Source organism: Bradyrhizobium sp. FW305-F6, assembly GCF_058782905.1.
This window is the reverse complement of record NZ_JBYSYD010000003.1, coordinates 490,754-513,103: the sequence shown is the minus strand read 5'-3', so window position 1 is coordinate 513,103 and position 22,350 is coordinate 490,754. Positions and strand designations below refer to the sequence as shown.

Annotated in this window: 18 protein-coding genes, 1 tRNA gene and 1 pseudogene; 9 read left to right on the top strand and 11 right to left on the bottom strand. The window is 64.7% G+C overall.

The features are described from left to right. Nucleotides 1-2: 2 nt before the first annotated feature. A complete protein-coding gene (locus tag AC3WLX_RS22885) occupies nt 3-1,682 on the bottom strand; it encodes a GspE/PulE family protein (RefSeq protein WP_492337678.1) in 1,680 nt (559 codons plus the stop codon). 314 nt (nt 1,683-1,996) lie between these two features. On the opposite strand from AC3WLX_RS22885, the gene gspD reads away from it, so the two are divergent. From gspD to AC3WLX_RS22855, 6 genes are all read left to right on the top strand, one after another. Then, a complete protein-coding gene (gene gspD, locus AC3WLX_RS22880) occupies nt 1,997-4,354 on the top strand; it encodes a type II secretion system secretin GspD (RefSeq protein WP_492337677.1) in 2,358 nt (785 codons plus the stop codon). A gap of 32 nt (nt 4,355-4,386) precedes the next feature. Then, nucleotides 4,387-4,884, top strand: coding sequence for a tetratricopeptide repeat protein (locus AC3WLX_RS22875; protein ID WP_291620228.1), 498 nt, complete (start codon nt 4,387-4,389; stop codon nt 4,882-4,884). Between the two features lie 420 nt (nt 4,885-5,304). Continuing rightward, nucleotides 5,305-5,937 (top strand): transglutaminase-like cysteine peptidase, encoded by a 633-nt coding sequence (locus tag AC3WLX_RS22870; protein WP_492337676.1) that lies wholly within the window; start codon nt 5,305-5,307, stop codon nt 5,935-5,937. Nucleotides 5,938-6,151: 214 nt separating this feature from the next. Then, nucleotides 6,152-7,540, top strand: a complete 1,389-nt coding sequence (locus tag AC3WLX_RS22865) for a hypothetical protein (protein WP_492337675.1) — start codon at nt 6,152-6,154, stop codon at nt 7,538-7,540. A gap of 223 nt (nt 7,541-7,763) precedes the next feature. Next, the gene (locus AC3WLX_RS22860; protein WP_492337674.1) at nt 7,764-9,950 is read left to right on the top strand and encodes a type I secretion system permease/ATPase; all 2,187 of its coding nucleotides are present in this window, start codon (nt 7,764-7,766) and stop codon (nt 9,948-9,950) included. 4 nt (nt 9,951-9,954) lie between these two features. Further along, nucleotides 9,955-11,358 carry an HlyD family type I secretion periplasmic adaptor subunit gene (locus AC3WLX_RS22855; protein ID WP_492337673.1) on the top strand — a complete coding sequence of 468 codons (1,404 nt, stop codon included), beginning with the start codon at nt 9,955-9,957 and terminating at the stop codon, nt 11,356-11,358. A gap of 90 nt (nt 11,359-11,448) precedes the next feature. On the opposite strand, the gene AC3WLX_RS22850 is transcribed toward AC3WLX_RS22855, so the two are convergent. Together AC3WLX_RS22850 and AC3WLX_RS22845 are read right to left on the bottom strand one after the other, a co-directional pair. Beyond that, a tRNA-Leu gene (locus AC3WLX_RS22850) sits at nt 11,449-11,533 on the bottom strand. A 184-nt stretch (nt 11,534-11,717) separates the two neighbouring features. Beyond that, complete coding sequence (locus tag AC3WLX_RS22845; protein ID WP_028177375.1) at nt 11,718-11,960, bottom strand: FliM/FliN family flagellar motor switch protein; 243 nt, start codon at nt 11,958-11,960, stop codon at nt 11,718-11,720. A 96-nt stretch (nt 11,961-12,056) separates the two neighbouring features. Between AC3WLX_RS22845 and lipB the strand changes: the two genes are divergently transcribed. After that, complete coding sequence (lipB, locus tag AC3WLX_RS22840) at nt 12,057-12,794, top strand: lipoyl(octanoyl) transferase LipB (protein WP_492337672.1); 738 nt, start codon at nt 12,057-12,059, stop codon at nt 12,792-12,794. A gap of 13 nt (nt 12,795-12,807) precedes the next feature. On the opposite strand, the gene AC3WLX_RS22835 is transcribed toward lipB, so the two are convergent. Next, nucleotides 12,808-13,248, bottom strand: coding sequence for a tautomerase family protein (locus AC3WLX_RS22835; protein ID WP_492337671.1), 441 nt, complete (start codon nt 13,246-13,248; stop codon nt 12,808-12,810). Nucleotides 13,249-13,357: 109 nt separating this feature from the next. Between AC3WLX_RS22835 and AC3WLX_RS22830 the strand changes: the two genes are divergently transcribed. Further along, a complete protein-coding gene (locus AC3WLX_RS22830; RefSeq protein ID WP_492337670.1) occupies nt 13,358-14,209 on the top strand; it encodes a LysR family transcriptional regulator in 852 nt (283 codons plus the stop codon). Between the two features lie 18 nt (nt 14,210-14,227). Here the strand turns inward: AC3WLX_RS22830 and AC3WLX_RS22825 are convergent, their stop codons facing one another. From AC3WLX_RS22825 to AC3WLX_RS22810, 4 genes are read right to left on the bottom strand one after another with little or no spacing between them, the layout of a single operon-like run. Further along, entirely contained in the window at nt 14,228-14,641 is a 414-nt protein-coding gene (locus tag AC3WLX_RS22825) for a hypothetical protein (protein ID WP_492337669.1), read from the bottom strand. Nucleotides 14,642-14,650: 9 nt separating this feature from the next. Continuing rightward, a complete protein-coding gene (locus AC3WLX_RS22820; RefSeq protein ID WP_492337668.1) occupies nt 14,651-16,087 on the bottom strand; it encodes a TIGR01777 family oxidoreductase in 1,437 nt (478 codons plus the stop codon). Next, the gene (locus AC3WLX_RS22815) at nt 16,084-16,749 is read right to left on the bottom strand and encodes a DUF4166 domain-containing protein (protein WP_492337667.1); all 666 of its coding nucleotides are present in this window, start codon (nt 16,747-16,749) and stop codon (nt 16,084-16,086) included. The genes AC3WLX_RS22820 and AC3WLX_RS22815 overlap by 4 nt, the downstream gene beginning before the upstream one ends. Before the next feature lie 15 nt (nt 16,750-16,764). Continuing rightward, on the bottom strand, nt 16,765-17,322 hold the full coding sequence (locus AC3WLX_RS22810; protein WP_492337666.1) for a GbsR/MarR family transcriptional regulator: 558 nt from the start codon (nt 17,320-17,322) through the stop codon (nt 16,765-16,767). 134 nt (nt 17,323-17,456) lie between these two features. Between AC3WLX_RS22810 and AC3WLX_RS22805 the strand changes: the two are divergent. Beyond that, nucleotides 17,457-18,976: pseudogene (locus AC3WLX_RS22805) on the top strand (PAS domain-containing sensor histidine kinase). A 6-nt stretch (nt 18,977-18,982) separates the two neighbouring features. Here AC3WLX_RS22805 and AC3WLX_RS22800 read toward each other — a convergent pair. The 3 genes from AC3WLX_RS22800 to AC3WLX_RS22790 form a co-directional block, all read right to left on the bottom strand. Next, nucleotides 18,983-19,282 (bottom strand): acylphosphatase, encoded by a 300-nt coding sequence (locus tag AC3WLX_RS22800; RefSeq protein ID WP_492337665.1) that lies wholly within the window; start codon nt 19,280-19,282, stop codon nt 18,983-18,985. Further along, entirely contained in the window at nt 19,279-20,145 is an 867-nt protein-coding gene (locus tag AC3WLX_RS22795) for an isocitrate lyase/PEP mutase family protein (protein ID WP_492337664.1), read from the bottom strand. Before AC3WLX_RS22795 ends, AC3WLX_RS22800 begins: the two co-directional genes overlap by 4 nt. 148 nt (nt 20,146-20,293) lie before the next feature. Next, nucleotides 20,294-22,309, bottom strand: coding sequence for an acetyl-CoA carboxylase biotin carboxylase subunit (locus tag AC3WLX_RS22790; RefSeq protein WP_492337663.1), 2,016 nt, complete (start codon nt 22,307-22,309; stop codon nt 20,294-20,296). Between the last annotated feature and the right edge of the window lie 41 nt (nt 22,310-22,350).

Below are 22,350 nucleotides of genomic sequence, written 5' to 3'. Positions count from 1 at the left end.
CATCACCTGACGGTGGTCACGCGCAGGATCTCGGCTGCCGAGGTCATGCCGGACAGGCATTTGGCAAGCCCGTCCTCGATCATCGTCGTCATTCCGTTACGGATGGCGACCTTGTCGATCGACTCCCAATCGGACTGTTCCTCGATCAGCGCGCGGACTTCCTCGCTCATTTCCAGCACCTCGAATACCCCGATCCGACCGCGATATCCGACCTGGCCGCAGCGCTCGCAGCCGCCCGGCTCGAAGATGACGTCGCCCACCGACAGGCCGACCGCCGCATAGCGGGGATCGGCCTCGAGGTCGCCATGAGTCAGCGGCCGACTGCTCTTGCAACGGTCGCAGAGCTGCCGAACCAGCCGCTGCGCTATGACTGCACGCAGGGTCGAGCGCAGCAGGAACGCCTCGACGCCGAGGTCCAGCAGCCGCGGCACCGCCGCGGCGGCTGTCTCGGTATGCAGCGTCGTCAGGACCAGATGGCCGGTGAGAGCGGCATGGATTGCCACATGGGCGGTCTCTGCATCGCGGATCTCGCCGACCATGATGACATCGGGGTCCTGCCGCACGAATGAACGGAGTGCAGTGGCGAATGTCAGGCCGATCGCGGACTTGGTCTGGGATTGCGATACGCCGGGAATTTCATATTCAACGGGATCCTCGATCGTCAGGATCTTCCGTGTCGGCTCATTGAGCAGCGAGAGCACGGTCGCAAGGGTCGTCGTCTTGCCGCTACCGGTAGGACCGGTGACGATGATCATGCCGTGCGGCAATGCCAGCATTCGCCGCAACTTGCTCTGATCGTTCGGCAGGAAGCCGAGCTTGTCGATCGACAGCAACGACCGATCTCGCGGCAGCAGGCGAATGACCGCGGACTCGCCGTGCTGCGTCGGCATGATCGCAACGCGAATATCGACCTCTGAACGGGCCGCGCGCACCCGCGCTCCCCCGTCCTGCGGCAAACGTCGTTCTGCGATATTGAGGCCTGCCAGGATCTTGATCCGCGAGATCACCGCGGCTGGCGGAATGCCGGCCGGCGTCGCGACGCTGCGCAGCAGCCCGTCGATGCGCATGCGTATCGCAAGCGCGTTGCGACCCGGCTCGATGTGGATGTCGCTGGCCCGCAGTTCGACCGCCGTTTCGAACATGTCATTGACGGCCCGCACGACGGGCGCACCGCTGGCGAGGTCGCGGAGATTGTCGATGTCGTCGTCATGCACCGCCGCGTTGGCGACAGCGCCGACGCCCGCGGGTTCTTCGTCGCCGAGGCGCTGGTCGAGCACGGTGGCAATGTCCTCGAACGAGGCCACTTTAAGTGCGGGATCTGCGCCGAACACGATGCAAGCGGCCTGAACCGAGGCGCAGTCCGTGGGATCGGCGAGCGCCAACATCGGTACGCCTTCGGAGGGCTGGTAGGGAAAGACCGCCATCTCTCGCAGGAACCGCCGGGAAAACTGCTGGACCAGCGGCTGGGCCGCCATCATCTCTTGGAGGCTCGCACGTGCGAGGCCGAAGAACGAGGCTGCCTCGTCGGCGAATTCATTCGCCGACAGTTCGCTGGTTTCCCACAAGCGGCGCAACCCGCCTTCGGACATGATTGCCGGGTTTCCGCGAGCATCGACGGCCGTCGTCACTCCCGGATCCAGGGCGAGGCGAGCCGCGAACTCGCGCACATTCGGGAAAGCCATGTACGTCTACCGGAGTCACTCTAATGGCCGCAGAGCGGCGAGCGGGCCGTTTACCTCATTTTTACGAACGGAAATGTGACGCCATGAGCAGTGACGATACTCCTCTCTCATACGATGGAACGCATGTGGAAAAGCTGCTGTGCCAGCTGCGGAAATCCCGGCAGCGGTGGATTTACGATATATCTTGATGTGAACCGACTGGTTGCGATCGGTAACATAACACATGAATGTCACACGAGGGAGATAAGCAAGCGCTTGGCCGGCTCGCCCGCCGCAACGAAAAACCAGTGGCCCGTGCGTGAGTGAGGCAGACAGTGAGCCGAACAGCATTCCGGATCGGCTTTGTCGTCCAGTGCGCCTTCATCTGCGTGCTGCTGGGATCGTGCAACACGGTGAGTGGCGTTGCGGATGCCGATTCCGGCAAGGACCCCGACGTATTCGACAAGGTCCGGTCCATTGACCTGTTGCCGCGCTATCCGAACCAGTTGCCGCAGCGTGAGCTGTCAACCGGCCCGCGTGCCAAGACGGCAATCTATACCGGCGGCTCTGGCGAGGACGCGCCCGTAGCGACGTCGTCGCAGCAGGCCAGCGTCAGTACCGAGCGGTTCGAGCTGAATTTCGACAATTCACCGATTGCCTCCGTCGCCAAGGTCGTCCTCGGAGACATCCTCGGCGTCGGCTATGTGATAGACCCGCGCGTCCAGGGCAATATCAGCCTGTCTTCCGGACGCCCCATACCGAAGTCCGACGTCGCGTTCGCCCTGGAGAATGCGCTGAGAATCGGCGGCGTGGCTCTGGTGCGGGACGATACCGGCTACAGGTTGATGCCGCAGCAGGACGCGGTCGGTACGGGTGCCGCGGATGCATCCGACCGCATGACGCCCGGTTACGGCATCACCGTCGTACCGCTGCAATACGTCTCGGCGCAGACCGTGATCAAGCTGGTGGACAGTTTTGCAACGAAGCAGGGAATGGTCCGCGCCGACACCAGCCGGAATCTGATCCTGGTTCAGGGGTCCGGCAGCGAGCGTCGGAATGCGGTCGACCTCGTGCTCAGTTTCGACGCCGATTTCCTCAAGGGCCAATCGGTCGGCGTCTTTCCGGTCCAGAACAGCAATCCGGGCCCGATTATCGCCGAACTGGAGAAGATCGTTGATTCCGGCGAAGGCGGGATGACGCAGAATCTGATCAAGTTCCAGTCCATCGCCAGGATGAACGCGGTGCTCGCGGTGACAAGACGGCCGGAGTTGCTGAAGCGGGTCGAGACCTGGATACGCCGCCTCGACACCACGAACAGCGGCCGGTCCGCCGTTCACGTGTATCGGGTCAAGTTCGGAGATTCCAAGCAGATCGCGCGCGTCCTCAACGACGTGTTCGGGTCAGGCGGCACGTCGGGTGCGGCGACGTCGCCGCTCGACGGCGCGGGCGGGACAATTGCGCCCGGATCGGGAATTGCGGCGAGCTCCAGCGGAGGATCCGCCCTCAGCCGGCTCTCTGCAGCGCCCGCTTCGTCGGCCAGCGGCTTCAGCTCCAATGCTGGAGGACGTGCGGCAAACGGCGCCTCCGCGGACACCTCGTCCGGTCAGGCCGGCTACGGCGCGTCAGCGAGTGCGCAGGGCGGGACCAGTCTGTTCGACAGCGCCGGCGCTGGGCAAAACACCGGCCGCGGCGGTGCGGGTGCGGGTAACTTGCTCGACGGCGTCCGCATCACCGCCGACAGCGTCAACAACACGCTGCTGATCTATGCCAGTCAGGAACAGTACCGCATCATCGAGCAGACCATCCGGGAGATCGATCAGCCCCAGTTGCAGGTAGCGATCGATGCGACGATTGCCGAAGTGACCCTGACGGACGATCTGCAGTACGGCGTGCAGTCGTACATCATGAGCCGCGATGTCGGCCTCAAGCCGAATACCGGCTCGTTCGGCTACAATGGCGCGACCTCCGTCGCCGCGGCTGCGGCCGACGTCGTGCTTCAACGCGCCATCCCCGGCTTCAACTTCCTGGTGGGCTCGGCGCAAACGCCGCGGGCGGTCCTCAATGCGTTGCATGCGGTCACGGACGTCAAGGTGCTGTCGAACCCCTCGGTGGTCGTGATCGACAACCAGATCGCGACTTTGCAGGTTGGCGACGAAATTCCGATCCAGACGGGAAGCGCGACGGTGCTGACCGGCAACAACACGATCGCCAACACGACCGATTACCGCAGCACGGGCATCATCCTGCGCGTCGTCCCTCGCATCAATGCCAACGGCAATGTCAGGCTCGACGTCGAGCAGGAGATATCGAATCCCGTCAGCAATTCGTCGGGATCACGCTCCTCGTCGACCTCGACCAATTCGCTCACGCCGACGGTGTCGACCCGCAAGGTTCGCAGCTCCGTTGCCGTCGCGAGCGGCCAAACCGTCTTGCTGGCAGGCCTCATCAGCGACACTCAAACCAAGGCCCGCGCCGGAATACCCGGGCTCGATCAGATTCCCGGCCTCGGCGAGGTCGTTTTTGGCCAGACCGACAAGCAGGTCAGGCGCACCGAGTTGATCATTTTCATCCGGCCCCAGATCATTCGCGACGGCGCCGACGCACATTTCATCGCCGAGGAACTGCGCACCAAGCTTCGCGGCACGATCAACGCGATCGGCCCGCAGCCGAACGCAGCAACCACGTACCGTTGACCGGGATTGACTCAGATGCGGGAGCGTTTCGCATGACCAGGCTGCGTACGATAGCGTTGGTCGTGCTCGCGTTCGGTCCGGCCTGGACCTGCGCTGCTCACGCCGATGCGCTCGGCGCCGGTACGCATGCTTTCAACCGCGGTGACTACAACACGGCCGCGCGGCTGTTGTTGCCCCAGGCCGAACGCGGCAGTGCCAGAGCTCAGGGCATGGTGGGCTTCATGTACGCGACGGGTCAGGGCCTCCCCCAAGGCTACGATGCCGCTACATACTGGTACAGGCATGCCGCCGAACAAGGCGATTCCACCTCGCAATATCTGCTGGGCCTCGCTTACGACAAAGGCCAGGGCGTGCCGCAGGACGACGTCGCTGCCTACAAATGGCTTAATCTCGCCACTGCGCGTGCACCGAAGCGAATGCGGGAGAACTACGCGAAGCTGCGCAACGCGGTCGCCTCCAAGATGAGCCGGGGTCAGATCGCCGCCGGGCAATGGCATGCGCTGCGCTGGCCGCAGGACTCGCATTTCTGAGCGGGCGATCAGCCGGCGGTTGCGAGCGCGGACCGGAGCAGCCAGGCCCCGCAAATAGCGGGCGCAAAAAAGAGCCAGCACGGCAAGCCGGGCCCTCCTGCCGCGACGGGCGCGCGCAGCGCCGGCTCGGCGGACCACGTCGGATAGCCATGCCCGAGCACAAGAGCCCGGACCATCTCGGCTTTGCCCGATGCCGTCCGTCACGCCGGCAACTTCAGGCGGAGCTCGTTCGTTGCTCCCCCACAATCAGGTCGGTGATCCGACCTCTATGTGACATCCGTATCGGTTGTTAACGATAGTCGCATTCAGCGCCCGCGCCCCTTGGGCGGGGCATCCAATTGGATACAATTTTAGTCGGCGCCTTAGCCGGATCGCGAGTGGCTTGTGCGAGCCTGTCCTGCGGAGATTGCGGGGGACGGCATGAGCCTGAAGAACACTGTTGGAGTCTTGGCTGCCGCCGGACTGGTCGCAGCCTGCCTCGCCTCACAGCCCGCTCAGGCGTTCCTGGCGCGCCCGGCCCTGTTTGCCGCGATCGGCGCCACGACGAAGCCCCCGACGGGATGGCAGCAATTCTGCGTCGAAAACGCCGCCGACTGCCGTCCCCAGCCGGATCAGACGCGCGACGTGGTGTTGACGCCCGAACTGCTGCAGGAGCTGTACAAGGTCAACAAGCAGGTCAACGATCGCGTGAGCTGGACCAGCGATGAGACCTTGTACGGCAAGGCCGAGCGCTGGACGCTGCCCTTGGATCGTGGCGATTGCGAAGATATCGTTCTGCTCAAGCGCAAGCTGCTCGTCCGGGCTGGCTGGCCACAAGGTTCGCTCCTGGTCACGACGGTCGAACAGCCCGCGCCCGCCTCCGGACATCACGCCGTTCTGACGGTCCGCTCCGACCGCGGCGAAATGATCCTCGACAACCAGACCCCCGAAATCCTCTTCTGGTACGAGACGAAGTATCGCTATCTTTCGCGACAGAGTGCTGCCGATCCCAACGTCTGGGTATCGTTCGGCAGTGAGCAACTGCGACCGCCCGCCTCGCCGCTCGTGCGCTGATCCCGGCCTCACGCCCGATTTTCACGGTTTATCGCCGACAAACACGCTCGGCAGCACGCGCGGTGCCCGCCAATTGGTCGCACAAAGCGTGCCACTTTCACGATAACATTATCAGAGCGCAATGATATATTCGCATCATTAACCTTGGATCGATTCGCTTTTCGAATTGTCCCTATGGCGTGATCACCCCCATTGGCTCTCATCAGAGGCACAAATGACAACTGAACTCGTAACGAGCGGCACAACGACCGTGTCCGCCCCCACCAACATCACCTACATCGTCGTCGGTCCCGGCACTCTCAACGTCGCCGGAGGCGGCACTATCGCCGGCGCGACGGCCGTCGGCCCGGGCAGCAGCATCGTGGTCGAGGCCGGTGGCACGGCCAACGACACGGCAATCGTCGGCGGCGTCCAGTTCAGCTACGGCACCTCCAACGGTGCCGTGATTTCGAACGGCGGCGTTCAGCACGTGTATGGTGGCACGGCCAGCAATGTGCTCGTCAGCGCCGGCAGCTACCAGGACGTCATGAATGCCACCGTGAACGGAACGACACTGGCAGGCTACCGTCAGGTCCATGCCGGCGGCGTGACGTACGCAACAGTGATCGTCAGCGGCGGCAATGATTTCGTCGCCGCCGGGGGTACCACCTACGGCACCGTCATTTCCTCCGGCGGACTGCAATATGTGGACGCCAACGGCACATCGAACGGCACAGAGATCAACAACGCCGGCTTTCAATACGTCCTGGGAACGGCCAGTGATACCGTCGTGTTTGGCGGCGGCGTGCAGCAAGTCGCAGGGACGACCAATAACACGACGGTCACCAGCGGCGGAATTCAGCACGTCGTTCTCAGCGGGACAGCCATCAGCACGACCGTGCAGGCTGGCGGCTTCCAACAGGTCAACAGCGGCAACGTCCAGAGCAGCCAGGTCAACGGCAACCTTCAGGTGCTGGCGACCGGCAGTTCGACCGATACCGTCGTGTTCGCTGGCGGAAACGAGTATATCGGCGCCGGGGCGACCGCTGATGGCACGACCGTGAATGCCGGCGGGCTGCAATATGTCGACGTGGGCGGATCAGCCACGGCGACGATCGTGAATGGCGGCTTCGTGTTCGTGGCGGGCACGGCGTCCGGCGCGCTCGTCAACAGCGGCGAATTCGACGTGGCGGGCTCTGCCAGCGACACGCATCTCGCGGGCGGCATCGGCTACGTTTATGCGGGCGGCGTGCAGAATGGTGTCGACTTCTCGGGCGCGGCATCGAAGCTCTATCTCGAAAGCGCATCAGGACTGACCGGAACCATCTCGAACTTCGAGGTCGGCGACATCATCGACTTCCGCAATCTCCTGGTGTCGTCCTACACGTTCGACGGGGCAAACCTCACATTGAACACGGAAAGCGGATCGTTCAGCTATCTGTTCTCGGGCGTCCAGGCCAATACCGATATCAACGTGGCGTCCGACGGTCAGGGCGGCACCGAGATCTCGCTGGCTCTCCTGAACCAGTTCTCCAGCACCCTGGTCCCGGATGCCGGCGAGGGAAGCATCAACCCTCAGGGCTCCGGCAGCCAAAGCGCCCAACTGGTGCACGCCCAGACCTGAGCTCGAGCGCCTCAGCGGCCGTATCGGGGGTGCCCCGGTACGGCCCTCCTCTCGGCTAGATCGGAATCGACACCGCGTCGCGGCCTTGAAGCAATAACATTGTGTGCTACGCCGGAACGTAGTTATCAAACCGTAACATAGCAGCGTTAGCTATTCGACCGCCTGCCGCCGGCGGGCGATGTCCGATCATCCGGACCCGGTGAGCTCGGATAGCTGCAAGTCCATGAACATCAACGACACCAGGGCGAGCGAGCAGCCGGCGAGCCAGCCGTCAGCCGCCGCGCCTCCCAAGGCTCCGGCCGATCCCGGCCTGACCGCGCTGGTCATGATGCTCCAGTTCCTCGGCGTCCCGGCCGAGCCGGAGCAGCTCCGACATCAGCTCGGCGTCGATGTCGTCGGCATCACCGAGATGCTGCGCTCCACCAGGCAGTTCAACGTCAAGGCACGGCTGGTGAAGACGAGCTGGGGCCGGCTCGACAAGACCCCGCTGCCGGCCATCGTTCCGCTGCGTGACGGCGGCTTCCTCATCCTCGGCAAGGCCGGCGACGGCAAGGCCATCGTGCAATATCCCGGCTCGCCTCGCCCGCAGATGCTGACCAAGGCGCAGTTCGAGGTGCTGTGGGACGGCCGCATCATCCTGATGACCAAGCGGGCGGCTCTGGCCGAATTGTCGCGGCGCTTCGACATCACCTGGTTCATGGGCGCCATCAACCGCTACCGTGGCCTGCTCGGCGAGGTGCTGCTCGCCTCCTTCTTCCTGCAGATCTTCGCGCTGGTCTCGCCACTTTTCTTCCAGGTGGTGATCGACAAGGTCCTCGTTCACCGCAGCATGAGCACGCTGGATGTGCTGGTCGTGGGCATCGTCGCGATATCGATCTTCGAAGTCGTGCTCGGCGGCTTGCGCACCTATCTGTTCGCGCACACCACGAACCGCATCGACGTCGAACTCGGAGCCCGTCTGTTCCGCCACCTGCTGGCGCTCCCGCTCGCCTACTTCCAGGCGCGCCGGGTTGGCGACACCGTTGCGCGCGTTCGCGAACTCGAAAATCTCCGCAACTTCATCACCGGCTCGGCACTGACCCTGCTGATCGACCTTTTCTTCACCTTCGTCTTCCTCGCGCTGATGGCGTTCTATTCCCCGCTCCTGACCGCGATCGTTCTTGCGTCTTTTCCATTCTACATCGCGATCTCCGCAGGCGCCACGCCGCTGTTCCGTCACCGGCTGGACGAGAAATTCAAGCGTGGTGCCGAAAACCAGTCCTTTCTGGTGGAAAGCGTGACGGGGGTGGAGACGCTCAAGGCCATGGCCGTCGAACCGCAGATGCAGCGGCGCTGGGAAGAACAGCTCGCCGGCTACGTGGCTTCGAGCTTCCGCGTCGTCGATCTCGGTAACGTCGCCAGCCAGGCCGTGCAGTTCGTCAGCAAGATCAACATGGCCTTGCTGCTCTATTTCGGCGCCAAGCTCGTCATCGACGGGAGCTTGACCGTCGGCGAACTCGTCGCATTCAACATGCTCTCGGGTCGCGTCACGGCACCGGTTCTGAGGTTGTCCCAGCTCTGGCAGGACTTTCACCAGGCGCGATTGTCGGTCGAGCGGCTCGGCGACATTCTCAATACCGTGCCGGAGCCAACGCATCGGCCCGGCCGCGCGGCGCTGCCAGCCATCCGCGGCGAGATCGTCTTTGAACATGTCGGCTTTCGCTACCGGATCGACGGCCCGAGCATCCTGAACGATGTCAACCTGAGAATACCGGCCGGTCAAATCGTCGGCATCGTCGGCACTTCTGGGTCGGGCAAGAGCACGCTGGGAAAGCTGATTCAGCGGCTCTACCTGCCCGAGTCAGGCCGCGTGCTGGTCGACGGCAACGACCTTGCCGCAGTCGACCCGACCTGGCTGCGCCGGCAGGTCGGCGTCGTGCTGCAGGAGAACATGCTGTTCAACCGGTCGGTGCGCGACAACATCGCGCTCGCGGATCCGGCCCTGCCGATGGAGCGTGTCGTGGCAGCGGCAAGGCTCGCCGGCGCCCACGATTTCATCCTCGAGCTTCAGGACGGCTACGACACGGTCATAGGCGAACGTGGCAGCACGCTGTCCGGCGGCCAGCGCCAGCGCATCGCGATCGCGCGCGCACTGATGACCAATCCGCGCATCCTGATCTTCGACGAAGCCACCTCCGCACTCGACTACGAGAGCGAGCGGGTCATCCAGCAGAACATGCGCGAAATCACGGCAGGCCGTACCGTCCTGATTATCGCGCATCGGCTGTCGACCGTCCGGACCGCGGACCGCATCATCACGATCGAGCGCGGGCGCATCGTCGAGGACGGCTCGCACGATCAGTTGATCCGCAGCGGCGGCCGCTACGCGACACTTCACCGAGTCCAGGCAGGCATCCATGAAGTCGGCTAGGGCGATGCTTGCCTTGCTCCGCAGGCCAACGCGCACGCGCGACGAACTGGCATTCCTCCCGGCCGCCCTCGAGATCGTGGAAACCCCGCCCTCTCCGATCGGCCGGGCCATTTCCGCGGCGATCTCGGTGGCCTTCCTGATCGCGCTGGTTTGGGCCAGCATCGGCACGGTCAATATCATTGCCACCGCGACCGGGAAAATCGTGCCGGATGGTCGCACCAAGGTCATCCAGCCCTTCGAGACCGCCGTTGTGCGTGCCATCCACGTGAAGGACGGTCAACGCGTCAAGGCCGGCGACCTCTTGATCGAACTCGACCCGACCATGAGTCAGGCGGAGCTCAGCCATCTCCAGAGCGACCTCGTTGCCAGCGAACTCGACATTGCACGGCTGCGGGCCGCGCTTGCCGGCGGCGACGAAGGCAAATTTGTCCCACCCCAAGGCGCTACCCCTGAGCAGATCCGGACCGCCAAACGATTTCTTGCTTCGCAAACGGCGGAGCAGGCAGCCAAGCTGACCGCACTGCAATGGCAGGGCACGCAGAAGAAGGCGGAGCGTGCCACCACCGAGGCCTCGATCGGCAAAATCTCCTCGTTGATTCCGATCCTGCAGCAGCGCGTCGACGTACGCAAATATCTCGTGGACCGCGAATTCGGCTCCAAGCTGCAATATCTCACCGAGATGCAGGATCTCGTCTCCTACCAGCAGGAGCTGCTCGTTCAGAAGAGCCACTTCGTCGAGGCCGATGCGGCCGTGGGTGGCATCGAGGAGACCTTGCGGCGGACGGAAGCCGAATATCAACGCGGCCTGTTCGACGAGCTCGCCAAGACCGAGCAGAAGGCGGCAGGCCTGCGACAGGACATCGTCAAGGCCGAGCAGCGCACCAGCCTTCTGCGCCTCAGCGCGCAGGAGGACGGCATCGTCCAGCAGCTCGCCGTACACTCCATCGGCGGCGTCGTCACGCCGGCCCAGACGCTGATGGTCTTGGTGCCGACCAGCGGCGGCCTCGAGATCGAGGCGATGATCTCGAACCGCGACATCGGCTTCGTCCGTCCGGGTGAAGACGCCGCGATCAAGATCGATACCTTCAGCTTCACCCGTTACGGGTTGCGCCAAGGCAAGGTGCTCAGCGTTTCCCAGGATGCCATCGTCCGCAACAAGCCCCCGGAGAAGCCCGGCGACACGCCGACCGGCACCGAAACGGCGTCAAGCGAGCCGAAAGGCCAGGAACTCGTCTATTCCGCCCGCGTTTCGCTCGATCGCCCGGAGATGGACGTCGATGGGCGTACCGTTAATCTGGCGCCCGGCATGGCCGTCACGGTGGAGATCAAGACCGGCACACGGACCATCCTGAGCTATCTGATCTCGCCGCTCGTTCGCTATGGGCAGGAAAGCTTGCGGGAGCGCTGAAACGCGGAGCATGTCGCGCGCGGCGAACGGCTTGCTCCAGTTGCGCCCGTCGCTGGGACACCATCAAACTGGTCCAGAATTTCAAAGACTTGGTGCGCTCGGAGGGACTCGAACCCCCACGGTGTTACCCACTGCCACCTCAAGGCAGCGCGTCTACCAGTTCCGCCACGAGCGCTAGGAGATGCCGGCCTGAGGCTTGAAGGCTGGCCGGATCAGCGGCGCCGATCTAACAAATCCATCAGGGGGATACAAGCCTGCAAAGACCCTGAATTCCACAAGCTTGGCAGGAAAAAGCCGGCCCTCCCCGGGAGATCAGCCCTAGCGGGCGCGTCCAGGCCGTCGGCGCGCGCTTCAGCGCCCTACCGGGTCCCCGCCGATCGAGGCAGCATCTGCTTGACCTCGACCGCGATCCGGTTGCGATCGACCAGCACGACCCCGGAGGCCACCGGCAGATTGTTGGCGAGCACCTTGACCTCGTCGGCCTCGGTTGCGTCCAGCTCGATGATGGCGCCGCGGGAAAGACGTAATACTTGATGGATCGGCATCGTGGTCGTCCCGAGGACGACCATGAGATCCACGGTGACTTTGTCGAGAGTGGGCACTGTCGGGACCGCCGCAACCTGGGACTAAACGATTTGGGACTCGGCCAAGGGACTTGGCATTTGCCCCCGAGATGATCACCACGTTATGGTTAGCCAATGGTTAATTCGCCGCAAAACCCTCGCCAACAGCTCGATTTGAGGTCGTTCTCCGCCTCCGGCGGTGCGCCGGTGGAGTGGCGGATCTCTGACGCGCCGGTGCCCTACCCGGACGCCGTGGCCGCCATGGAGGCGCGCGTTGCGGCGATCGCGGCGGGCGAGGCCCCCGAGCTGATCTGGCTGCTCGAGCACCCCCCGCTCTACACCTCCGGCACCTCGGGCAAGGACAGCGACCTGCTCGACCCCCGCTTCCCGACCTTTGCCACCGGGCGCGGCGGACAGCTGACCTATCACGGTCCCGGTCAGCGGGTGGCCTACATCATGCTCGACCTCAAGCGCCGCCGGCCGGACGTGCGGGCCTATGTCGCCAGCCTCGAGGAATTGATCCTGAAGACGCTCGCCGCCTTCAACGTCCGCGGCGAGCGGCGCGAGGACCGGGTCGGCGTCTGGGTCAGGCGGCCCGACAAGGGCGCCGATCACGAGGACAAGATCGCCGCGATCGGCGTCCGCCTGAAACGCTGGGTCTCGTTCCACGGCATCGCCATCAATGTCGAGCCGGAGCTGTCGCATTTCGCCGGCATCGTTCCTTGCGGTGTCGCCGATCCCCGCTACGGCGTCACCTCGCTGGCCGATCTCGGCCAGCTCGTGACCATGGCCGATGTCGATATCGCGCTGAGACAGGCGTTCGAGGAGCTGTACGGGCCGACCCGCGCGCTGCTGCCGGACGCGGCGGTCTAGGCGCGCGTTTGACTCACCCGCGGCTTCCGGCCTCACCCCCCTCAAGTGACACCTCGAGCTTGCCGGCGATGTAGCGCCGCTCCTGGGTCAGCCCGCCGAAGCCGTAGGCGTCGCCCTTGACCTCGTCGACATGCAGATAGGTCTCGGGATGCAGCGGGCCCAAAATCCCGGCCATGCGCTTGAACATGGCGGCGAGATAGGCGGCCTTCTCGTCCTTGGTGTTGGTGCCCTCGGTGACGTGGATGTCGATCCAGTAGCTGGCGAGAGCTTGCTCGGCGAGCGACTTGCCGCCGGCGAACCAGTCGCCGGCATCCACGGACTTCACGATGATGGCGGTGACCTTGGGATCCTTGTGCAGGATCTCCGCGGTGAGCCCGGAGACCGCGTTGACGATGTCGGCCTTCAGCGAAGGCGACCGGCGGGACGTGGTGTAGGACACGGTGATCAGTGGCATGGTCGTTCTCCTCTAGTGCCGCCAATTGCTGCGGCATTGACGAGAAGCTAGACCTTCCCTCATCATTTCTGTATCTTATCTGTTTTGATATCAGTGATAAGACTTCGAAATGACACCAACCCTCGACATCGCCACCATCAAGGCCTTCCTTCTGGTCGCCGACCTCCAGAGCTTCACCCGCGCCGCCGAAGCGTTGGGCACGACGCAGGCGGCCGTCAGTCTCAAGCTGCAGCGGCTGGAAGCGTTGCTCGAAAAGCGCCTCGTGGAGCGCTCGCCGCGTGCGGTCCGGCTCACTGCCGAGGGCGCTGCGTTTCTCGAACGCGCCCGCACGCTGATGGACGCGCATGATCGCGCGCTGTCGGGCGACGCTTCCGCCGCGCCCTTGCTCACGCTCGGCATCTCCGATCACGCGACGGGACCCGAACTGGTGCCGCTGCTCGAACGGCTGCACGCGATGTCCTCAAACCTCACCCTCGCCGTCACCATCGGCTTCTCGCGGGAGATGCAGGATGCTTATGACGCCGGCGAGCTCGATGCGGTGATCGTGCGCCAGGAAGGCAGTCGCCGCGGCGGCGAGAAGCTGACCGAGGACGAATTCGGCTGGTACGCCGCGCGACGTTTTTCGCTGCCGAAGGGAGAGCCATTGCCGCTCGCAACCCTCGCCCCGCCCTGCGGCGTCCGCGCCGTCGCCGTGCGTGCGCTCGACAAGGCCCGCATCGCCTGGCGCGAACGCTTCGTCGGCGGCGGCGTCACCGCGGTGGTCGCTGCCGCACTCGCCGGGCTCGCCATCGCGCCGCTGGCGCGGCGGATCGCGCCTCCCGGGCTGGTCGATATCGGACCGGCGCTTAGGCTGCCGAAACTCGGCAGCTCGAAAGTGATGCTGCACTCGAAGGTCAGCGATCCCGCCAAGCTCGCCGCGCTGCGTGTGGTGGCAGCGACGTTCCGGAGCGTGGCGGTTTAGCGCTCCGATCGTTTGTCTCTAGTCCTCCCCGACGTACCTGCCCGCCAAGCGCCAATAAACGAGCCCAGCTGGACCGCCGGCGAGAATAAATGCCGCGCCGAACCAACTGATGTCCTTTAAGAGCAACGCGCAAAACAACGCACCAACCACCACGCCGGAGCCTACGTAGAACGCCATGGCACGCGTGCGCAGACGTTCGCCAAGCCAGATCAAAATGGCCGCCGGAATGGCCGTGAGAATAAAAGTCGCGAAAAACGTGAACGGCACGACGAAGAGTGCAGCTCCGAGCATACTAACGACAGTCTGCTTGAGGCTAGGCTCAGGCGATATCACAGCCACGGAGACAAATACCATCGCGTCCAGCACGGCCGTCGCAGTCAGGCATCCGTAAAACCAGCCATCGAACGAGCGAAGACATGCAACGCGAGACATCTCTCCACCTCACAGGATCGCCTCGAACGCACTGCGCAGCGTCTCGTGTCGAAACACAAAACCGCGGCTCAGCGCCTTGTTCGGCAGCACGCGCTGGCCGCCGAGCAGGAGTTCGTCGGCAAACCCGCCGCCGATCCGGCGCAACAAACCGCCTGGAATGCGGAATATCGCAGGCCGGTGCAGTCGCCGACCGAGCTCCTCGGTGAACTTTGCATTGGTCACGGGGATCGGCGCGGTGGCATTGACTGGCCCCGACAGGCCCGGCGTCGCCATCACGTAGGCGATCAGCCGGATCAGATCGTCGCGCTCGATCCAGGACATCCATTGCCGCCCGGTGCCGAGCGGACCGCCGAGGCCGAACTCGAACGGCGTCAGCAACCGCGTGATGAAGCCGCCTTCGGTGCCGAGCACGAGGCCGATGCGCAGATACACCACGCGCACGCCGAGCTCCTCGGCCGGCCGCGCCGCTGTCTCCCAGGCCGCGCACAGCTCGTGGCTGAAGCAGGCGTGAGATTTGGCCGATTCCGTCAGCACCTGGTCCGCCCACAAACCGTACCAGCCGATCGCCGAGCCGCTGATCAGCACCTCGGGCTTGCGCGCGAGCCGCGCGATCAGCTTGACGACCTCGGCGGTCGTGTCGATGCGCGAGCCGATGATCTTCGCACGCTTCGCATCGGTCCACAGGCCGTTGCCGATCGGCTCGCCCGCAAGGTTGACGATGGCGTCGATCTGCGTGTCCGAAGCGAGTTGATCGAGGCTGGTGATCAGCGTCACTGGCGGCGGCAGCATCTCGGATTTCGCGGGATTGCGGATCAGCGCGATGACGTGGTGCCCTGCCCTGCTGAGGCTTGCCGCGAGGCGGCTGCCGATAAATCCGGTGGCACCGGTGATCAGCACGGTCTTGCGGCCGGGCAGCTTTTCGACAAGCCCGGCCGCCGCCACGCTTTGGATGCGGGCGAGCCGGCGCATCGCCGCAAAGTCCCTGACACCACAAAGCGCAGCGCCGAGTGCGCAGGCGGTCGCGGCGATACTGAGCAGACCTTGATAGACGACGACCACGTAGACGGGCTGCATCGCCCATCCGATCAGCACCGGCATCAGCAGCACCAGGATGGCGCCGTAATTGATCGCAAGCAGCGTGTGATTGATACGCTCGCTCGGCGGCAGCTTGCGGCTCAGATCCTCCTCGACGAAATCCATCAAGGTGATGACGATCTCGGCGACCAGCACCGCAACGATCAACAGCGCCAGCACGCCGTGAACCTCGAGCCAGCCGAGCACCAGGAACAGGAGCGCATAGAGCATGTTGCGGATCCCGTGCAGCTTCAGCTCGAAGCGCTGTGACGGACGCCAGGCCAGGCGCTCGGTGAATTCGTGGTGATAGAAGGTGTCGAACACGCCCATCGCAATCTGGATGGCGATGAGCGTCCACAGCAGCGGCGTCATGATAGGGCCTCCCTGAACAAGGCGGACTGATGGATCAGCGCGCCGTAGCGCGGATGAATGACATCGAGGGTGAAGCGGAACACGCCCTCGCCGAGGTCGCGGTGCGTCACCGTGAGATCGCCCGGCGTGAGCCATGGCGGCAGAGGGATCCAAAGGTGTCCGATTTGCAGGCCATAGCCGGCGCTGCGGAAGACCAGCGTCTGGTCCTCGACCGCAATGCGCAGCGCCATGGACACCCCGAAGCCAACATATTCCTCGAGGCCGGTTGGGCCTGCAAAGCGCTTTGCCGAATGGATCACCTGCGGAAAGCCGCGTTCGCGGGCGCAGATGCGCGTCCAGGTCTGGCCGCCGGTCGCACCGTCCTCGGTGACCGTGACGATCATCGGGACACCGATATCGCGGCCGGTCGGCAATGGCCCGCCGATCAGTCGCGCCGCTTGCGCGAACCACCAGCCGAGATTGCTGAACGCGACCTTCTCGATGATTCCGACATAGACAACGCTGTCGCCATCGGCGACGCGCTTGGAAAAGCGCCGCCAGGTCGCAAGCGGCAGGCGGCCCCAATCCTCATCCGATAGCAATGCGCGGAAACGGCGATCGTCGAGCAGTTTCGTATGAGCGTAGGTTCGTGCCTTGCAACCTGACAATCGAGCCGACGTCATCGCCCTCTCCTTCCGCTATTTGGTTTTGCCCAGCGGCAGCAGGTTGGCGATCTTCTCGCCAAGCCGCATCAAGGCGACCAGCCGCGGCCGCGGCACTTTCAGCATCTGCATGAACCAGTGGTCGGCGAGCTCGGTGAACGCGAGCATCTCCTTCAGGCGCTTGGCTGCGACCGGACTGATGCCGGGATCGTCCGTGGCATCGGCCACGCAGGCGCGAAGCGCCGCGATCGCCGGGTCGATCTCCCGCTCCTTGCGCCGCGCCGCGATCCTGGCCGCGATCTCCCAGATGTCGGTCTCGGCCTCATAGTGGTCGCGGCGGTCGCCGAGGATCGGCACCCGCCGGATCAGGTTCCAGGCGAGCAGCTCCTTCAATGAGTTGGACACGTTCGAGCGGGCCATGCCGAGCGTCTCGGCGATGTCCTCGGCCGTCATCGGCGCCTCGGCGAGATAAAGCAGCCCGTGAATCTGGCTTACCGAGCGGTTCACTCCCCACTCGTCGCCCATGTCGCCCCAATGCAGGATGAAGCGCTCAACGGCGATAGGGAGTTTTGTTTTTCCGGTCATTTCTGTCATGACAGAAATATCTGACGAAATCGCCTTGTTGTCAAGGCGCCTTGCCTACGGCCGGTTACCTGCCCAGAAAATGCGACATGCCTAGGGAACAATTTGGCCGGTGCCGCGTTTGTCCCCGTCGAGGCGGGCCCGGAATGATCGAAAAGCTCAATCAGCAGAGAGACTTATTCGAAAGCGAACGCAGTTTCCGGCTGTTGGTTGAAGGCGTTGCCGACTACGCCCTCTACATGCTCGACCCCAACGGGATCATCACGAGCTGGAACATCGGCGGCGAGCGCATCAAGGGCTATTCGCCGAGGGAGATTCTCGGCCAGCATTTTTCCCGTTTTTACACCGAAACCGATCGCGCCAACGGCAAGCCCGCACGGGCGCTGGGCATCGCACGGGACAAGGGCCGATACGAGGAGGAAGGCTGGCGCGTCCGCAAGGACGGCACCTTCTTCTGGGCCAGCGTCGTGATCGACCCGATCTACGAGGCCGGCGCACTGATCGGCTTCGCCAAGATCACGCGCGACATCACCGAGCGCCGCAATTCCCAGCTCAAGCTCGAGGCGATGCAGAAGCAGCTCGCCGAGTCGCAGAAGTTCGATGCACTCGGACAGCTCACCGGCGGGGTCGCCCACGACTTCAACAATCTCCTGATGATCATCAGCGGCAGCCTTCACATCCTCAAGAAGGGCACCGCCGAGGACCCCAGGCTCGCGCGCGCCATGTCCGCAATCGAGACCGCGACCAGACGCGGCGCCGCGCTGACCAGCCAGCTCCTCACCTTCGCGCGGCGGCAGAGCGTCAACCCACAGGCGATCGATTTCGCCGAACGCGTCGCGGCCATCCGCGAGGTGCTCGAGGCCGGCGTCGGCAGCTCCGTGCGCCTCGCCTTCGACATCGGCTCCGACACCTGGCCGATCAAGACCGACGTCTCCGAGCTCGAGACCGCGCTGCTCAACCTCGTCATCAATGCCCGCGACGCGATGCCGGACGGCGGCACGGTGACGATCCGGGCGCACAATGTCGTGCTGAACGAGACGCCCCTTGCCGGCGATTTCGTCGCAATCGAGATCAGCGATACCGGGCTCGGAATTCCCTCCGACGTTCTCGACAAGATCTTCGAGCCCTTCTTCACGACCAAGCCGATCGGAAAAGGCACCGGCCTCGGCCTGTCGCAGGTGCACGGGTTCGCCCACCAGGCCGGCGGCACGGTGAAGGTCGCAAGCGAGCTCGGAAAAGGCACGACCTTCACGGTCCTGCTGCCACGAGGAGACGAGACGCCATCAGCCGACGCACCGGGAGAGCCGGCGTTTCGCGGCAGCGGCACGGTATTGCTGGTGGAGGACAATCCCGACGTCGCGCTCGTCAGCACCGGACTGTTGGAGCAGCTCGGCTACCAGGTGCGCCGGGTTGCCGACGCCGAAGCCGCCTTGCGCGAGATCGAGACCAACGGGGTGGACTTCGTGTTCTCGGATATCGTCATGCCCGGCAAGATGGATGGCTTGACCCTCGCCCATCATCTCCGCCAGATCCACCCAGGCCTGCCGATCCTGCTCGCGACCGGCTACAGCGAGGTGGCCGCGGGCGTCCGCGGCGATTTCCCGATCCTGCGCAAGCCCTACGAATCCACGAGCTGAGCGAGGCGATCGCGAAATTGCCGAGGTGACCGGACCTACACCGTCGGCAGCACCGAAAACGCTTCCCCTGCCCGGCGCAGATTCAGCTCATCCACGCTCGCCGTCTCGCTGGTGACACTGTCGACGCGCGCGGACGGCGGGCCGTGGCGGCACAGCGCAACCATGTCGGCGACGTGCTTCGGCGTGCCCGCGAACAGCGCTTCCACGCTGCCGTCGCGGCGGTTGCGGACCCAGCCTTCGAGACCGCTCGTCGTCGCCTGGTATTCAACCCAGGCCCGATAGCCAACGCCCTGCACGCGCCCGCGGATCATGACCTGGAGGATCGCCCGGCTCATCGCTTCAGCCCGAGCACGTCGGCGCTGCGCGCCTTGACGTCGGCCTCCCGCATGACGCGGGCCGTCAGCTCGGAGGATGCGAGCCCTTTGAGGTTTTTTGGCGCAACGCCTTCGCGCAGCGCCTTCTGCGTCTCGTAAACCGCCTGCGTCGCGGCGGCGATCGGTGCATGGCCCTGGAGCGCGATGCGAACGCGTTGGCGTGCGAGGTCATCGAGCGCGCTCAACGCCTCCGGCGCGCCGCCGAGCACGATCGGCAGGCGCGTGGCGGATGCGATGGCCTCGAGCTCGGTGCGCGACTTGATGCCGGTGAAGAACAGCGCATCGACCCCGGCGGCCTCATAAGCGCGGGCGCGGCGAACCGCATCCTCGATCGAGGTGATCGCGGCGGCGCCCGTGCGGCCCATGATGACCAGGGAGGGATCGCTGCGGCCGTCGAGCGCCGCCTTCATCTTGCCGATGCCTTCCTCGAGCGAGACCAGCTGCGCCTTCGTCTCGCCGAACGCCGCCGGCAGCAGCGTATCCTCGATGGTGAGCCCGGCAGCGCCCGCCATCTCCAGCTCCTGCACCGTGCGGCGCACGTTCAGCGCATTGCCGTAGCCGTGATCGGCATCGACGAGCACCGGCAGCGCCGAGGCACGCGACATCCGCCGCATCTGCTCGGCAAGCTCGGTGAGGGTGATAAGCGTGATATCGGGGTCGCCGAGCACGGCCAGCGAAGCGACTGATCCGCCGAACATGCCGAGCGGAAAACCGAGATCCTCGGCAATGCGGATCGAGATCGCGTCATAGACCGAGCCGGGATGGACGCAATTGTCGCCCGACAGGATGGAGCGAAGTTTCTCGCGGCGGGAACGAAAGGCCATGGGTGCCTCACTCTCAATTCCTCATCCTGAGGAGCGCGCTCTTGCGCGCGTCTCGAAGGATGCAGGCCCGGCTGTGGCCTCGCCCTTCGAGACGCCGCGCAAGCGCGGCTCCTCAGGGTGAGAGTCGACTGTCGTGCTCCGGAGCGCTCTAAGCAAACTCCAGGATCAGCGCGTCCACCGCCAGCGTCGCGCCGGCGCTGGCGTGGATCTTCTTCACCGTTCCATCCTGCTCGGCGCGCAGCACGTTCTGCATCTTCATGGCTTCAACCACCGCGAGCGTCTCGCCGGCCTTGACCTCCTGCCCCTCGGTCACAGCGATGGAGACCACGAGGCCGGGCATCGGGCAGAGCAGCTTCTTGCCGCTGTCGGACGCAGTCGTGACCGGCATCAGCCGCGCGGACGCTGCTTCCGCCTCGGTCCAGACATAGACCGGCACCTCGACGCCCTGATGCGCGAGACGGACTCCGTTCGCGATCGGGCGTGTCTGCACCGCGACAAGGTGGCCGTCGATGGTGCCCTGCCAGACCGGATCGCCGGGCTTCCAGGGCGAGGCCAGCAGATGCGTTTTGCCGGCCTTGCCGTCGGCGTCGATGAAGCGGATCGCGATCGCCTCGCCCTCGCGCGCCACGTCGAGCAGAATCTCCTGGCGGTCGAGCCAGACCGCGCGACGCCGCTCGCGCTGCACGACGCGGCCACCCATCTGGCCGGAGATCTGCCGCTTGCGCTCGCCGAGCACATGGTCGATCGCGGCGCCGACCGCCGCGATCCGTCGCGCGACCTCGCCTTCAGGCACGCGCACTGCAAAGCCCTTGGGAAATTCCTCGGCGATGAAGCCGGTCGAAAGCCGTCCCTCGCGCCAGCGCGGATGATGCATCAGCGCCGACAGGAACGGGATGTTGTGCCTGATGCCGTCGACATAGAACGAATCCAGCGCAGTGGCCTGAGCCTCGATCGCGGCCGCACGCGAGGGCGCATGCGTGACCAGCTTGGCGATCATCGGATCGTAGTGGATCGAGATCTCGCCGCCCTCCTGCACGCCGGTGTCGTTGCGGATGGTGATGCCGTCGTGGCTCGCTTCTGCGGGCGGACGATACTTCACCAGGCGCCCGATCGAGGGCAGGAAGTTGCGGAACGGATCTTCGGCGTAGAGGCGCGATTCCACCGCCCAGCCCGTCAGCGTGACGTCCTTCTGCGCGATGGCGAGCTTCTCGCCGCTCGCGACGCGGATCATCTGCTCGACGAGGTCGATGCCGGTGACGAGCTCGGTCACGGGATGCTCGACCTGAAGACGCGTGTTCATCTCCAGGAAGTAGAAGCTCTTGTCCTGGCCGGCGACGAACTCGACGGTGCCGGCGGAATCGTAGTTCACGGCCTTGGCCAGCGCGACCGCCTGCTCGCCCATCTTGCGGCGCGTCGCCTCGTCCAGCAGCGGCGACGGCGCCTCCTCGATGACCTTCTGGTTGCGGCGCTGGATCGAGCATTCGCGCTCGCCGAGATAGATCACGTTGCCGTGCTTGTCGCCGAGCACCTGGATCTCGATGTGGCGGGGATCGACGATGAACTTCTCGACGAAGACGCGGTCGTCGCCGAACGAAGCCTTGGCCTCGGCTTTGGCGAGGTTGAAGCCTTCGGCGACCTCGGACCTGGAATTGGCGATACGCATGCCCTTGCCGCCGCCGCCGGCGGAGGCCTTGATCATCACGGGATAGCCGATCTCGTCGGCGATCTTGACGGCGTGCTTGTCGTCCTCGATGACGCCGAGATAGCCCGGCACGGTCGAGACCTTGGCCTTCGCGGCCGCCTTCTTGGATTCGATCTTGTCGCCCATCGCTGCGATCGCGCCCGGGTTCGGGCCGATGAAGACGATGCCCGCGGCCTCCAGCGCGCGCGGAAAGGCCTCGCGCTCGGACAGGAAGCCGTAGCCGGGATGCACGGCCTCGGCGCCCGTCTTGCGGCAGGCCTCGACGATCTTCTCGATCACCAGATAGCTCTCGGCCGCGGCGGGGGGACCGATCAGAACGGCCTCGTCGGCCATCTCGACATGGAGGGCATCGCGGTCGGCCTCGGAATAGACCGCAACCGTCTGAATTCCCATCTTGCGAGCGGTCTTGATGACCCGGCAGGCGATTTCGCCGCGATTGGCGATCAGAATGCGTTTGAACATGCTTTTCTTGAGTCTCGACCTTGGGCGGGACCCCTTCCCCG

Coding starts and splice junctions, on each gene's coding strand:
- AC3WLX_RS22835 (WP_492337671.1), bottom strand. CDS start 13,248: ATGCCACTGATCACCGTGTCCTACACCACGTCCCGCCGGTCGCCTTCG.
- AC3WLX_RS22825 (WP_492337669.1), bottom strand. CDS start 14,641: ATGTCTCGCGTTGCATGTCTTCGCTCGTTCGATGGCTGGTTTTACGGA.
- lipB (WP_492337672.1), top strand. CDS start 12,057: ATGGTTAATTCGCCGCAAAACCCTCGCCAACAGCTCGATTTGAGGTCG.
- AC3WLX_RS22800 (WP_492337665.1), bottom strand. CDS start 19,282: ATGAGCCGGGCGATCCTCCAGGTCATGATCCGCGGGCGCGTGCAGGGC.
- AC3WLX_RS22795 (WP_492337664.1), bottom strand. CDS start 20,145: ATGGCCTTTCGTTCCCGCCGCGAGAAACTTCGCTCCATCCTGTCGGGC.
- AC3WLX_RS22855 (WP_492337673.1), top strand. CDS start 9,955: ATGCTTGCCTTGCTCCGCAGGCCAACGCGCACGCGCGACGAACTGGCA.
- AC3WLX_RS22860 (WP_492337674.1), top strand. CDS start 7,764: ATGAACATCAACGACACCAGGGCGAGCGAGCAGCCGGCGAGCCAGCCG.
- AC3WLX_RS22875 (WP_291620228.1), top strand. CDS start 4,387: ATGACCAGGCTGCGTACGATAGCGTTGGTCGTGCTCGCGTTCGGTCCG.
- AC3WLX_RS22870 (WP_492337676.1), top strand. CDS start 5,305: ATGAGCCTGAAGAACACTGTTGGAGTCTTGGCTGCCGCCGGACTGGTC.
- AC3WLX_RS22815 (WP_492337667.1), bottom strand. CDS start 16,749: ATGACGTCGGCTCGATTGTCAGGTTGCAAGGCACGAACCTACGCTCAT.
- AC3WLX_RS22790 (WP_492337663.1), bottom strand. CDS start 22,309: ATGTTCAAACGCATTCTGATCGCCAATCGCGGCGAAATCGCCTGCCGG.
- AC3WLX_RS22810 (WP_492337666.1), bottom strand. CDS start 17,322: ATGACAGAAATGACCGGAAAAACAAAACTCCCTATCGCCGTTGAGCGC.
- AC3WLX_RS22820 (WP_492337668.1), bottom strand. CDS start 16,087: ATGACGCCGCTGCTGTGGACGCTCATCGCCATCCAGATTGCGATGGGC.
- AC3WLX_RS22885 (WP_492337678.1), bottom strand. CDS start 1,682: ATGGCTTTCCCGAATGTGCGCGAGTTCGCGGCTCGCCTCGCCCTGGAT.
- AC3WLX_RS22865 (WP_492337675.1), top strand. CDS start 6,152: ATGACAACTGAACTCGTAACGAGCGGCACAACGACCGTGTCCGCCCCC.
- AC3WLX_RS22830 (WP_492337670.1), top strand. CDS start 13,358: ATGACACCAACCCTCGACATCGCCACCATCAAGGCCTTCCTTCTGGTC.